General features: G+C 40.1%; 14 protein-coding genes. 7 read left to right on the plus strand and 7 right to left on the minus strand.

Going from position 1 to position 12,431, the window contains the following annotated elements; all coding sequences use genetic code 11:
- Positions 1-457 (plus strand): hypothetical protein (locus K2X50_01200; GenBank protein ID MBX9585850.1); only part of this gene is annotated, 457 nt, incomplete at its 5' end.
- Positions 458-645: 188 nt separating this feature from the next.
- Here K2X50_01200 and K2X50_01205 read toward each other — a convergent pair.
- Entirely contained in the window at positions 646-1,812 is a 1,167-nt protein-coding gene (locus K2X50_01205; GenBank protein ID MBX9585851.1) for an ankyrin repeat domain-containing protein, read from the minus strand.
- Positions 1,813-2,073: 261 nt separating this feature from the next.
- Positions 2,074-2,346 carry a DUF2282 domain-containing protein gene (locus K2X50_01210; protein ID MBX9585852.1) on the minus strand — a complete coding sequence of 91 codons (273 nt, stop codon included), beginning with the start codon at positions 2,344-2,346 and terminating at the stop codon, positions 2,074-2,076.
- Between the two features lie 336 nt (positions 2,347-2,682).
- Here K2X50_01210 and cdd point away from each other — a divergent pair, with 336 nt between their 5' ends.
- The 3 genes from cdd to deoC are packed head-to-tail and all read left to right on the plus strand — an operon-like array spanning position 2,683 to position 4,668.
- Positions 2,683-3,090, plus strand: a complete 408-nt coding sequence (gene cdd / locus K2X50_01215) for a cytidine deaminase (protein MBX9585853.1) — start codon at positions 2,683-2,685, stop codon at positions 3,088-3,090.
- Positions 3,087-3,935, plus strand: coding sequence for a purine-nucleoside phosphorylase (locus tag K2X50_01220; protein ID MBX9585854.1), 849 nt, complete (start codon positions 3,087-3,089; stop codon positions 3,933-3,935). Before cdd ends, K2X50_01220 begins: the two co-directional genes overlap by 4 nt.
- Entirely contained in the window at positions 3,922-4,668 is a 747-nt protein-coding gene (gene deoC, locus K2X50_01225) for a deoxyribose-phosphate aldolase (GenBank protein ID MBX9585855.1), read from the plus strand. The genes K2X50_01220 and deoC overlap by 14 nt, the downstream gene beginning before the upstream one ends.
- Positions 4,669-5,193: 525 nt before the next feature.
- On the opposite strand, the gene K2X50_01230 is transcribed toward deoC, so the two are convergent.
- A complete protein-coding gene (locus K2X50_01230) occupies positions 5,194-5,919 on the minus strand; it encodes a 16S rRNA (uracil(1498)-N(3))-methyltransferase (GenBank protein MBX9585856.1) in 726 nt (241 codons plus the stop codon).
- Positions 5,920-6,042: 123 nt separating this feature from the next.
- On the opposite strand from K2X50_01230, the gene K2X50_01235 reads away from it, so the two are divergent.
- Positions 6,043-6,504, plus strand: a complete 462-nt coding sequence (locus K2X50_01235; GenBank protein ID MBX9585857.1) for a 6-carboxytetrahydropterin synthase — start codon at positions 6,043-6,045, stop codon at positions 6,502-6,504.
- 3 nt (positions 6,505-6,507) lie between these two features.
- Here the strand turns inward: K2X50_01235 and K2X50_01240 are convergent, their stop codons facing one another.
- Positions 6,508-8,223 carry a cation:proton antiporter gene (locus tag K2X50_01240; GenBank protein MBX9585858.1) on the minus strand — a complete coding sequence of 572 codons (1,716 nt, stop codon included), beginning with the start codon at positions 8,221-8,223 and terminating at the stop codon, positions 6,508-6,510.
- Between the two features lie 299 nt (positions 8,224-8,522).
- Here K2X50_01240 and K2X50_01245 point away from each other — a divergent pair, with 299 nt between their 5' ends.
- Complete coding sequence (locus K2X50_01245) at positions 8,523-9,875, plus strand: sodium-dependent transporter (GenBank protein ID MBX9585859.1); 1,353 nt, start codon at positions 8,523-8,525, stop codon at positions 9,873-9,875.
- A 23-nt stretch (positions 9,876-9,898) separates the two neighbouring features.
- On the opposite strand, the gene K2X50_01250 is transcribed toward K2X50_01245, so the two are convergent.
- The gene (locus tag K2X50_01250) at positions 9,899-10,780 is read right to left on the minus strand and encodes a Kdo hydroxylase family protein (protein ID MBX9585860.1); all 882 of its coding nucleotides are present in this window, start codon (positions 10,778-10,780) and stop codon (positions 9,899-9,901) included.
- A gap of 51 nt (positions 10,781-10,831) precedes the next feature.
- A complete protein-coding gene (locus tag K2X50_01255; GenBank protein MBX9585861.1) occupies positions 10,832-11,158 on the minus strand; it encodes a helix-hairpin-helix domain-containing protein in 327 nt (108 codons plus the stop codon).
- A gap of 208 nt (positions 11,159-11,366) precedes the next feature.
- Between K2X50_01255 and K2X50_01260 the strand changes: the two genes are divergently transcribed.
- Positions 11,367-11,945 (plus strand): TMEM175 family protein, encoded by a 579-nt coding sequence (locus K2X50_01260; protein ID MBX9585862.1) that lies wholly within the window; start codon positions 11,367-11,369, stop codon positions 11,943-11,945.
- Between the two features lie 18 nt (positions 11,946-11,963).
- On the opposite strand, the gene K2X50_01265 is transcribed toward K2X50_01260, so the two are convergent.
- The gene (locus tag K2X50_01265; protein MBX9585863.1) at positions 11,964-12,383 is read right to left on the minus strand and encodes a hypothetical protein; all 420 of its coding nucleotides are present in this window, start codon (positions 12,381-12,383) and stop codon (positions 11,964-11,966) included.
- Between the last annotated feature and the right edge of the window lie 48 nt (positions 12,384-12,431).

The raw sequence follows: 12,431 nt of genomic DNA on the forward strand, positions 1-12,431 counted from the left end.
GCAAAATCTACAACGTGCGCAGCAACAAGCTCAACGCGCTCAGCAGCAAAACCAACAACGGGCTCAGCAGCAAAATCTACAGCGCGCTCAGCAGCAAAATCTACAACGTGCGCAGCAACAAGCTCAACGCGCTCAGCAGCAAAATCTACAACGTGCGCAGCAACAAGCTCAACGCGCTCAGCAGCAAAACCAACAACGGGCTCAGCAGCAAAATCAACAGCGCGCTCAGCAGCAAAATCAACAGCGAGCTCAGCAGCAAAATCAACAGCGCATACAGCAGCAAGCCCACCAACGCGCACAAGAACAAGCGCGAACACGAGCACATCAACAAGCTCAGCAACGTGCTCAACAACTATCACGGGCTCAAGCAGCCCAACATGCACGTAATCAAGCTAACCAACGTGCTCAATACCTGGCCCAGGCTCAGGCACGACAGCGCGCTTACCAACGTAAATAAAATTTATGAACGTACTCATATATGAGTATCTAGAGAATAATTTCAAAAAAATAAATAAATCGATCTGAGATTGATACCATTACTAAATTATGACTGTCAATAATAGAATGTTTTAGTGATAGAATCACTTCCAAGAGATGTATCGTATTCAATTATCAGGAATACATTTGGGAGTTTTCACGATGCTATCATATACAACAACAAATTTTATTATAATCATACTCATTTGAGTATTCCGCAAGCAAATCCGCGCACTCCATATGGCCCCTCATTACGGCAAGATCATACGCAGTACTACCTTGATATAATAAATGCGGATCAGCCTGATATTGTATTAATAGGCGGATAGATTCAATGCAGCCGAGATCGGCGACACAATGTAGAGCGGATTTATCCCACTTATCTTTATCATCTGCATTTGGATAAAAATGTCCGCAATCAACCAGCGTGCTGTCAAATTCTAATAACAATTTTGCCAAAGCAAACTTTTTACGACATAAGGTATAATGGAGTACAGGATGATCCATGAAAAGAGTCATATGAGCTCGCGGATCTGCACCATGTCGTAATAACTCCAATAGGACTTCTGGATTTCCGGCATCACAAGCTAAAGCTAGGGGCGACACCGGATCTTCTTCGGTATATGCATTAGGATCTGCGCCATCGCGCAGCAATAATTTTAGCACTGCAAGCGAGCCATGTCGTATCGCCGTATGAAGAGCTTGGTCACATTCTCGACTTAATCGAAAATTAACGTCTGCACCATATGATCGCAATAATTGATAACATCGAACACTATTAGTCAACGAGGCAATTTGTAAGGGCGTGTAAATTCTGAAATTGTATTGTCCATCAGCTTCTTGATTGACATTCACTCCTTTCATAAGCAAAACCTCGGCGCATTCTATATTGCCTTCTGCTATTGCGAAATGTAAAGGTGATGTAAAGACCTCAACTTTTTTTGGAGCTTTGAATAGTGCATGATGCCGAATTAATTCTTTTACCGTCGCAGGATTACCACAATGAGCTGCGTAGTGTACAGGATAAATATAAGCTGTCTTGCGACTATCATAGTACAGCTTAACATTGACTTTAGCGCCTTTTCGAACAAACTTAATTACAAACTGACTCAAACCATACGATGCTGCTGCAACTAATAACGCGTCTCTAGGGTTTAAATCTGGATATCTACTTCGAAACCCTTTAGCCAATAGTGTTAATTTTCTTTCCCAAAATTTTTCACAATTGATCATTTCATTAAAATGGCGACTGACTCTCCGAAGCTTATGTAGTTCACGAGCGCTAAAATCAAAAATAATTTGATAAAATACATCTCTTGGTAGCAACTCAAACAAATGACGCTCTATCTTAATTCGTCCAATTCTGACAAATGATCTTGCAATTCCTTGTGAGAAATTTTTGTGTAATCTTTTTGTACATTGTGATGCACCTAATTTAAAACCAGGCCGTTTCAGCCGTTCTTACCAAGATAAAAACGACTGATAACTTCCCATTTCTCCCACAGTTCTATTCTAGCTCATAATCCTAGACTCGGCAGTTGGGATCGTAGGAGAGGCCCTAATGCACTGAATCTAGGATAATGGCCCTTCCCGCTTTTACTTACTGCCTTCTGCCGATCCTTTCGGTTCTGTACTGCCGCCAACAATCTTGCCGCATAGCCCTTTAGGCGTGAATACCCATTCATCAGGCGCGTTATCGGCCTTAGATACCCCAGCGCAGCTATGCTTAGATGTACCACAGTCATTTTTACCCGCTTTTACAATACCGTAGCATTTTTCTGGTTTATCAGCCGCCACAGCGGGACTTGTTGATACGCTTAACCCAACAGCAGCCGCTATTGCAGATGCTATTAATTTTGACGTTTTCATTTTGATCTCCTCCTTGAAGTTAAAAGGATCATTATATCCGTTCTCTGTTGACTGGGCCAGTCAGAAGACGTTAATTTAGCATCTCCCGGTTAAGGATTATGGATGTTTAGCTCACTCAATGTCTTGCAGGGCAGTTGATTCTAAAACCGGGAGATGCTTCCTTTAATCTATTTAGGGGAGAGAATCACGATTCTCTCCCCTAAAACCCCTCATCGCGAAATGAAGCTCTTCTAGCACCTTGAAGGCAAATGATTTTCCTTAGATGGGAACTGCTGACGTTGATTTGTTAACTTCAATGCCCTAGGTTATACTCGAATTTTTAACATAGAGATTAATATGAACACTCGTGAACATATGATTCATATGGCCAAAGCCGTCATGCTTAATGCATATTCACCGTATTCGAATTTCAAAGTAGGCGCCTGTTTACGCACAAGCAACGATGAATATTTCACAGGCTGCAATATCGAAAATGTTTCGTACAGCTTAACCCTATGCGCAGAGGCCTCAGCGATTGCAAGCTTAATTAGCGCTGGAAATAAACAAATTGTCGAAATTGCTGTCGCTTGTTCCTCCAATAATTTCTGTTCACCCTGCGGCGCTTGTCGACAAAGACTTTCCGAATTCGCGAGTCCTGACACACTTGTTCATATGGCCAACGCAGATGGAGCACACCAAACTGTGTTGCTGGGCGATTTATTGCCTCAACCTTTTTCTCAACAACATTTAGGAGAAGAATCATGATTCATTCTACATATACCAATACCCATGTTAATGACAACGTCAATAAAATCAAAAGTAAAGTGCCAGAATCTTTCACTCCAAAAGTGGGTCTTGTATTAGGCTCTGGATTAGGATCACTCGCTGATCAAATTCAAGATGCTGAACATTTTAGTTTTTTCGATCTTTTTGGTTTTGGCCATAGCAGTGTCAAAGGCCATAAAGGCACTTTGATATCTGGGTATTTATTCGGAGTTCCAGTGATATGTTTGCAAGGTCGGCCTCATTATTATGAAGGAAATGACGATGAAGTGATGCGAACACCAATCAGAACAATGAAAGCACTGGGATGCGAAACGGTAATTTTAACCAACGCTGCTGCATCAACAAATATTGATATTACACCAGGGAATTTAGTGTTGATTAAAGACCACATTAATTTTTCATTTAAAAATCCTTTAGTTGGACCGAATGACGATCAATTTGGCCCACGTTTCCCCGCTATGGACAACGCGTATGATCCAGAGCTACGACGGCAATTTCTTGCAGCAGCAAATCAACTGAATATTCAATTATCTGAAGGTGTTTATTTAGGTGTGATAGGACCTTCATATGAAACACCTGCCGAAATTCGAGCATTTACACTATTGGGGGCAACCCTTGTAGGCATGTCAACAATACCTGAGGTGATTGTTGCACGTCATGCTGGATTAAAGGTTGCGGTAATATCGACTGTTACCAATTTAGCTTGTGGATTAAGCGAAGAAAAATTAAACCACGACGACGTACTCGAGGTTGCAGGCAAAGCGTCTGCGAATTTACTACGATTAATGAAACTGTTTATGGAGAATCAACATGTCACTGCTTAACATTGATAACGATACACTCGTTTCAATCATTGGATTAATTGACCTAACAACGCTTAATGAAAATGATACTGATGAAATCGTTCGCGCATTATGCCAAAAAGCGATAACGCCTTTTGGCTCCGTGGCATGCCTGTGCATTTATCAACAATTTGTTCCTGTTGTCAAAAAATCACTCACTGATCACTCTATAAAAATCGCAACGGTCAGTAACTTTCCTGCCGGTGGTGACGATATCGTTGCTACAACTACTGATATCACACAATCAATTTCATCGGGTGCCAACGAAATTGATATTGTAATGCCTTACCATCGTTTTTTAGAAGGTGACGATGAATTTACTTTTGAATTTATTAGCGCTTGCAAAAAAGCCTGCGGGGAAAAAGCGCTTTTAAAAGTGATTTTAGAGACTGGCGCACTTTTAACTAACGATAATATCTACAGGGCAAGTATTATAGCAATCAATGCAGGTGCCAATTTTATCAAAACATCGACTGGAAAAATTAATATTGGTGCGACCCCGAGCGCTGCAGAATCTATGCTTCAAGCAATCCATGACTCTGGTCGCAATGTGGGATTTAAAGCATCAGGTGGTGTTCGATCAGTAAGTGATGCATCATCATACGTTCAAATTGCTTCTGACATTATGGGATCAGATTGGGTAAACGCTGATCATTTTAGACTCGGTGCTTCTGCTTTATTAGATAATATTTTAGCTGAATTACAACAACCCTAAAAAAAAGGGGGATAGACATTACTCTATCCCCCAATCCAAGCAATCCTTGCCCGAAAAAACTAGTCCACCTAACGATCCATTGTCTAAAATTGCCTGCTCGTTTTTACCCTTGTCGATAGCGGGTGACTTCATCACCTTAAACAAGCCTTGCTACCTTATTGCGGGACCTCCGTGTTTTTTATCATCCGATGATTCCGCGATAGTTCATCCTTTAACACAATACAAAATTTACTGATTAAATCGAAAGATGCAAGTCTTCATCACGCATTAATTTTCTTCTTCACTACTTAAAATCGACTTTTCGAAAATTAACTGGTTAGAAATCAATACGTTGGTTATCATGCCATCGAGATCTGCCCGTTGATTCAGTCAATAATCTGACAACACCTTGAGAGATATCTCACACTGCGCCCACGTAATACCACCATAGAAAAGACTTCCATGAGGAGATTATTTTTTTCTTCTTAAGCTTTTCTTAATTTTAGACTGCTATTGTAAATGCAAAAAACTAAAAATTTTCATCCATTAACGCATATCTCCCCAAGAAATTTGAAGTTTGGTTAGGGCAGCTACAGTAGCCGTTTCTGTACGTAATACTCGAGGACCTAGTGCTAACGATTTAAAACCATGAGTCATTGCATCTGTGATTTCAACTTCTGTGAAACCACCTTCAGAACCGATCAAGACAGCCACAGAATTTTTCACTTCAAGTGAAGATTCATCGGACGATAAGCCAGGATGACAAATGAGTCGGTGAGGAGCCATACACTGGGCAATCCAAGCAGAAATTTCACAGGGAGCATTAATTAAAGGAATTTTATTTCGACCTGATTGCTCACACGCACTAATAATAATTTTTTGCCAATGATCAAGTCGTTTTTCAGCACGTTCATCATCCAACCTCACACCGCAACGCTCGGTAAACAAAGGTGTAATTTCTGCGACCCCTAATTCCACTGCTTTTTGCACGACATAATCCATTTTCTCTCCACGAGATATTCCTTGCCCCAGATGAATATATAACGGGGATTCCACTGAAAGATCATTCAATTCCTCTAGGATTACGGTTGTTTGCTTATTATTAATACTGATCTTGCCCTTAAATTCGCCGCCTGACCCATTAAACAAAATGACGGGAGATCTTTCACGCAGGCGTAGCACCTGCCGCACATAATGCGAAGTCTCTTTAGGTAACTCAACCACAGCCCCCTGTTTCAACTCGGCATTCACATAAAATCTCGGCAATCGCATGCTGAACCTCATTTCTTAAATTTTAGTCTGAATATTGTAGCTCTCCGACCGCTATTTGGACAGCTTTGAACCTCGGACCTTCTATGGTACTATGGGCCTCTTTTACGATTAAGCACCCACAATATGTACGAAATCAAAACTAAACTCATGGAAATCTCTGCTGCCCATAGACTGATCAAAAGCTATCAGGGAAAGTGCCGTACTCTGCACGGACACAATTATGTGATTTTTCTAACCTTCAGCTGCAATAAGCTGGATGAGAATGATTTCGTGCTAGATTTTTCGTTGGTGAAACAGCACTGCAATGCTTGGTTAGAGACTCATTGGGATCACGCTATTTTGATTAGCAGTGATGACAAACCCTTACTGGAGTTTGCAATTAAAGAGAAGCAAAAACATTATATTATACCCAACGGACAAAATACGACTGTGGAAGTTTTATCCCAGCATCTTTTCGAACAAATCTCTAGTCAGCTGACAAACATTTTGAAATTAGAGCCTCACACCGTAACATTATCTAATGTCGAAATTTGGGAGACAAGTTCTGCTCAGGCTCACTATCACAACCCGTCTTGTAAAAAATAAATATTATTCTGAAATCATTTCTCGTAACAAACGATAGCGCGTTTTACGAATCTTGCCCATTAATTCGACTACTCGTTTTGCTGAAACCCCCATCTCTAAAAGCACGTGCGATGCTAATGTTAAACTTGTCTCTAAAGTTGCTGGAATAACTTCCGTAGCACCTAGACTTTGTAAATATTCGAGCGAAGCATCATCATGAGTACGGACAAAAATGGGTAACTTTTCAAAATGCGTGCGAACTTGTGGAAGTATTCTTTCAATATTGTGAATATCTTCAAAAGTTACTACGATAGCTTTAGATTTTGCGATTTTGCATGCCACTAATATTGAATAGTGACTGGAATCGCCATAAATCACAGGAAGCCCCGCCTTCTGACAATGATGAACTAATTCAGGATCATGATCGACTCCAATGTAAGGGATTTCTTCATCCTCTAATAATTTTGCAATATTTTGTCCGTTTCGACCAAACCCACAAATAATGACATGTTTTGCAAGATCTTGAGTAAATAATTTTCCGGGCGAAGGTTTTTTAATATCTTCGATATCAAACCAACTTTTAGGAATAATCCATTTTGCAAAAGTTTTATTATGCGAAATCAAAAAAGGCGCGGTAATTAAGCTTAAAAGCAACGCACCTAATATCACTTGTTCATAAGCGGGTGGGAACAAGTTTTCACTCATGCCTAATGCGAGTAGGGCAAAACCAAACTCACTACCTTGAGCCAAAATAATACCTGTGCGCACAGCAACGCGCCAATAGCTTTTTGTCAAGCGACACAAAACTGTAATAATAATAATTTTTAAGCCAGTAAATGCCAAAAATAGCATCAATACCCACGGCCATATTTCTTTCAATGAAAAGATATTGAACAACATACCAATTGTGATAAAAAATAAACCTAATAATAAGTCACGAAATGGTCTAATTGTTGCTTCAATTTGATGACGATATTCAGTTTCACCCAACATCATACCCGCCATAAAAGCACCCATCGCTAATGATAAACCTAACCGATGAGTAATCCAGGCAGAAATCAGAGTGACCAGCAAAACACTGAGTGTGAATAATTCTTCAGAATGTATCGCTACAATCTCTTTGAATAAAGGCCGAAAAACCCAACGTCCTAAACTCAATATAACGATTATCGTTAATGTCGTTTTTCCTAGCGCCATTAATAATGGAATACTCAATGATGCAGAAGATTTTCCAAAACTTGAAATTAAAATAAAGAATGGGATAACGGCTAAATCTTGAAATAACAAAATTGAAATAGCACGATGTCCCTGTCTGGAATTGAGTTGTTCAATATCATCTAATTGTTTAGATACCATCGCAGTTGACGAGAGTGAAACAATACAACCTAATGTAATCGCCTGATCCCAAGTAAGCGTCAACCAGTACCCACAGATTGTCACAATCATTACCGTCAATAGTACTTGTGCACTACCCAAACCGAATACCAAGTGCTTCATTGAAACCATGCGACTCAATGAAAATTCCAAACCAACGGTGAACATCAAAAAGACGATACCAAATCCAGCAATAGAATGGACAGGCTGTGTATCAGGTAACCAAGCCATAATGTGAGGACCAGAAATAATACCCACACCGATGTATCCGATAATAGGGGGTAATTTAAGGTACTTACAGAGCACAACGACCACAACAGCAATCGTTAATACAATAATCAGCGTATCAAATAAGCTCAATTCCATGCTCTAATATTCCTGCTGTGCTTCATCCAGATGTTGATTACTATAGCACAAATACTTCAATTCCGCTTAACGAAGACTTAGAAGACTTCAATCTTAGCAGTTTATATGCAAGAATCTAATCTTTGAGACAGGAGTTCCCGCTAAAGCGGGTAACTCCTTCCCATTATATTGATGGTGAATGTAAACAAAGTTAACATTCACCAATTAAGGGGGAGAGCTGCGCTTCTCCCCCTTAATATGCCCCCATCGCTTATTGTTCAGCGGAAGCCGCTGACTTTGATATAAAGGCTGTGTCACGTATGCATATCGATGAAACCCCAATTCGTGGAGTGTGGTCATCACGATTAGGCTTTATTTTAGCTACTACGGGTGCTGCCGTCGGCGTTGGCAACATCTGGAAATTCCCCTATATGGTAGGGGCCAATGGCGGTAGCGCCTTTGTACTGGTCTACGTAATTGCCATACTGCTGGTCGGCATTCCCATCATGCTGGCTGAAATCATGATAGGCCGACGAGGTCGACATAACCCCGTTGATACGATGAAAATTTTAGCCCTTGAAGCGGGGGCATCAACTAAATGGCAAGGAACCGGGTGGTTATGCGCAACAATCCTTATTTTCGTACTTTCTTTTTATAGCGTTGTTGCCGGATGGGCGATTAATTATTTCTGGGAAACCAGCCTCGGGCATTTTAAAGGATTTAATGCTCAACAAGTCGGCGAGTATTGGCAACAATTTTTAGGTTCCCCATCTCAACTATTACTCTGGCATACTATTTTCATGGTTTTAACTATGTGGATTGTTGAGCGAGGGGTTCATCGAGGAATTGAACTCGCATCACGCATTATGATGCCACTTTTATTCTTAATTTTAATCGTGCTGGATATTTATAGCGCCACAACACCCGGTTTTAAACAGGCTTGTTCATTTTTATTCGCAGTTGATTTTCAAAAAATCACTCCAGGCGTAATTATCTCTGCATTAGGACATGCGTTTTTCACTTTGGCCGTTGGCGCTGGTTGTATGTTGGCATACGGATCTTATTTACCCAAACACACTCGCTTTTACGGCCCTGTGATTACAGTCGTTTTTTTAGATGTTTTAGTCGCCATTTTGGCAGGGCTTGCGATTTTCTCTATTGTTTTTTCACACGGCTTGACTGCGATCGGCGGGCCCGGTCTAATTTTTGAAGCACTTCCAATTGCTTTTGCAAATATGGCGGGCGGGCAAATATTAGGGGGTCTGTTTTTTGCACTATTCATTTTTGCTGCGTGGACTTCATCGATTTCTATGGCAGAACCCGTCGTTGTTTTACTGGCAGAACGTTATACCGGAAGCAGGGTGATAGCATCGTTTATAGTTGGCGGAACTGCTTGGCTGCTTGGTATTGGGTCTGTGCTTTCTTTCAATTACTGGTCTGAAATTAAAATTTTACACTGGAATTTTTTTGGCGCAATCACAGACTTATCCACCAATATTTTACAACCTACCGGCGGAATTTTATTTGCTTTATTTGCTGGCTGGGTGATGAGCAAAAAAATTACTCATGAAGAATTACAACTCCCGAAAAAATGGTTCGCAGTTTGGCGTGTTTTAATTCGCTATATTGCACCGCTTGGTATATTCATTATATTTATTGCAGCGCTTATATAGCATCTGGAAAATACTCTACTTCATCACAAAAGAGACCTACGAACAGCTCGCTCTAAAATTCTTAATGGCGATTTATTTTCATCCGCCATATAATTCACGGGCAGATAAAATGTTTGTTCAAACATAAATTGTCCTGACATTGCCGCATGAGATACTTGATCAGAAAAAACCAACCAAGTAGACCCCGGTGGAAAGTACACATCTTCTTGACTGGCATATTTTTGGTACTCTAAATCCGCTTTCATTGCGTTATGAAGCTTGTGCATATAATGATCGTATGGCGTACGCTCACCTCGTGTAATTTTTGTAATTTGCATTAATTTCACCACTAATTTATTTGGCCTGGGAAGTTTTGGCGCAAATTTTTCTACCACTTGTGAAAAAGATTCACCCACTCGCCAGTGTCTTGGCATACCGTTTGGATTAACGTTTGTGAATACTCGTAAAATTCTTTTACCTCCCGTAGGAGTTGCAGGAAACGCATCAACGTGCAAACGGGTATCATCTTTGCGGTAAGATGAAGGACGACCTTGTGCTTCTATAGGTCTAAAACTAGTTCGAGCTTGAGTTAATTTTCCCTGATAATGCGGAAAAAGATGCTCAACAAGGTCTCGGCTTTTGTTTGCAAATCGACGTACGAGCTGTTGCAAGTCCGCACGTTCAGCCCGTGAAAGTGTCGTTCCCCCTAACTCGTCATTGTGAATATCATATCGAATATTTTTAGTTTTTGCGTCAGCAATATCAGTTGATAAATATTGCTTTTCTTTTTCCTCTAAAACAAAAGATAAATTGGGGCAGTAGACAACCTGACCATTTTCTAATGCTTCTATTGCTTGCGTAACGATTTCGTCAGAAAATTGGCCATTCCAATCAGTGATATCAATTTCAACCAATCGTTCAAACATCTTAGATCTCCACTTTACGAGTGAGCCGCATCTTACCACATTCACGCCAAATCAATGAACAGTTATTTTACCCTGGTTTTTAGATATCAATGTCTGGAGACGTTTTTTTGTGATCCCCTTGACCTGTGCCAAATCACCGACTGATTTGAAATCACCATGCGCTTTGCGATACTGAATTATCGCTTTTGCACGCTTTTCACCAATTCCTTTGATGTTCATCAAATGTTTTACATCGGAATGATTAATATCGATGGGATATTCACTACTCGATTGTGTTGATTTTGCTGTATTCTCTTTAGATACTGAAGCAGGCTGTGCTACAGCCGCCTGAGTAGCACTGAAAGCAGCAAGAACCCAAAATAGCCATGATAAAGGCATTATTGTCTCCTTAAAAGTTGTTAAACAAGAAAAAAGAATACCAGACAATTTTGAGCATAAAGACTCGTACTACTACGTAATTGCGGAATAAAATAAGATAAAGTTTAAACAAGGCTATTTCTTCGCAATCTATTATTCCATTAAAATCATTCGCAAAAATCACTGGATTATACTATATTCACCATTACTTACAGCACGAGAAAACGATATGGGCAGAAATCGATTAGAAGCTTTCAGTGATGGCGTTCTAGCTATCATAATAACTATTATGGTGTTAGAAATGAAAGTCCCCCACAGTGCTGATATGTCTGCTCTTCACCCCGTTTTACCGATATTTTTAACCTACGTATTGAGCTTCGTTTATTTGGGAATCTATTGGAATAATCACCACCACATGTTGCACGTCACAACACATGTCAATGGCACAATATTGTGGGCAAATCTCCATTTGCTTTTTTGGTTATCATTATTTCCCTTCGTAACTGGCTGGATGGGTGAAAATCATTTTGAACCTGCGCCCTTGGCGCTTTATGGTTTCGTACTCTTGATGGCAGCGATTGCCTATTTCATTTTACAATACTGCATCATCTCTAGCCAAGGTCGTGATTCGCTACTTGCAAAAGCCATCGGTTCAGATTTAAAAGGAAAAATATCTCCTACACTCTACGCAATTGCTATTCCAGCAGCATTTTATAAACCTTGGATATCGATCAGTATTTATATACTTCTCGCATTGATGTGGTTAGTACCCGATCGAAGAATTGAGCGAATTGTCAACGAAAATTAAAATGATATTGAGTCGCGTCTACTTAATTATACAAGACACCAACCCACCATCTAAGCAAGTGACTTTTAAACTCGCTACCGATAAAACATGAACATCTTTAATCACATTAACATTGTAGAATACGGGAGAAACGTGCGTCACAACATTCAAACAAGTGCCTTCTTTTGATTTTTCAGTACAGGCAACGACAACAATCTCAGCATAACTATCAGCTAGTCCCGTATGATAGATATCGCTTTTGCCTTTTGGAATGAAATAATAATTTCCACCACTGCGACTAGAGAAAGAATATTGAATATCGTAAGGCGCATCATTATAAACTGTAACAGGATTCCAGTATGAAAAACTGGCACTTGAATTACGATCATTAACACTTGCAATAGCACCCGTAGAAGATACTGCTAATGCTAGCAAACTTATCAGAACAAATCCTTTCATATCATTCCCTCAACATAAACCAGGATTCCATCAAATGATGAATTGTAA

The organism is Gammaproteobacteria bacterium (assembly GCA_019748175.1).
Taxonomy (GTDB): Bacteria; Pseudomonadota; Gammaproteobacteria; order JAIEPX01; family JAIEPX01; genus JAIEPX01.

What these genes read in the sequence shown, in the direction of transcription:
- K2X50_01260 (MBX9585862.1), top strand. Translation starts at nt 11,367, where the DNA reads ATGGGCAGAAATCGATTAGAAGCTTTCAGTGATGGCGTTCTAGCTATC.
- K2X50_01240 (MBX9585858.1), bottom strand. Translation starts at nt 8,223, where the DNA reads ATGGAATTGAGCTTATTTGATACGCTGATTATTGTATTAACGATTGCT.
- cdd (MBX9585853.1), top strand. Translation starts at nt 2,683, where the DNA reads ATGAACACTCGTGAACATATGATTCATATGGCCAAAGCCGTCATGCTT.
- K2X50_01210 (MBX9585852.1), bottom strand. Translation starts at nt 2,346, where the DNA reads ATGAAAACGTCAAAATTAATAGCATCTGCAATAGCGGCTGCTGTTGGG.
- K2X50_01235 (MBX9585857.1), top strand. Translation starts at nt 6,043, where the DNA reads ATGTACGAAATCAAAACTAAACTCATGGAAATCTCTGCTGCCCATAGA.
- K2X50_01220 (MBX9585854.1), top strand. Translation starts at nt 3,087, where the DNA reads ATGATTCATTCTACATATACCAATACCCATGTTAATGACAACGTCAAT.
- K2X50_01250 (MBX9585860.1), bottom strand. Translation starts at nt 10,780, where the DNA reads ATGTTTGAACGATTGGTTGAAATTGATATCACTGATTGGAATGGCCAA.
- K2X50_01245 (MBX9585859.1), top strand. Translation starts at nt 8,523, where the DNA reads ATGCATATCGATGAAACCCCAATTCGTGGAGTGTGGTCATCACGATTA.
- K2X50_01255 (MBX9585861.1), bottom strand. Translation starts at nt 11,158, where the DNA reads ATGCCTTTATCATGGCTATTTTGGGTTCTTGCTGCTTTCAGTGCTACT.
- K2X50_01265 (MBX9585863.1), bottom strand. Translation starts at nt 12,383, where the DNA reads ATGAAAGGATTTGTTCTGATAAGTTTGCTAGCATTAGCAGTATCTTCT.
- K2X50_01230 (MBX9585856.1), bottom strand. Translation starts at nt 5,919, where the DNA reads ATGCGATTGCCGAGATTTTATGTGAATGCCGAGTTGAAACAGGGGGCT.
- deoC (MBX9585855.1), top strand. Translation starts at nt 3,922, where the DNA reads ATGTCACTGCTTAACATTGATAACGATACACTCGTTTCAATCATTGGA.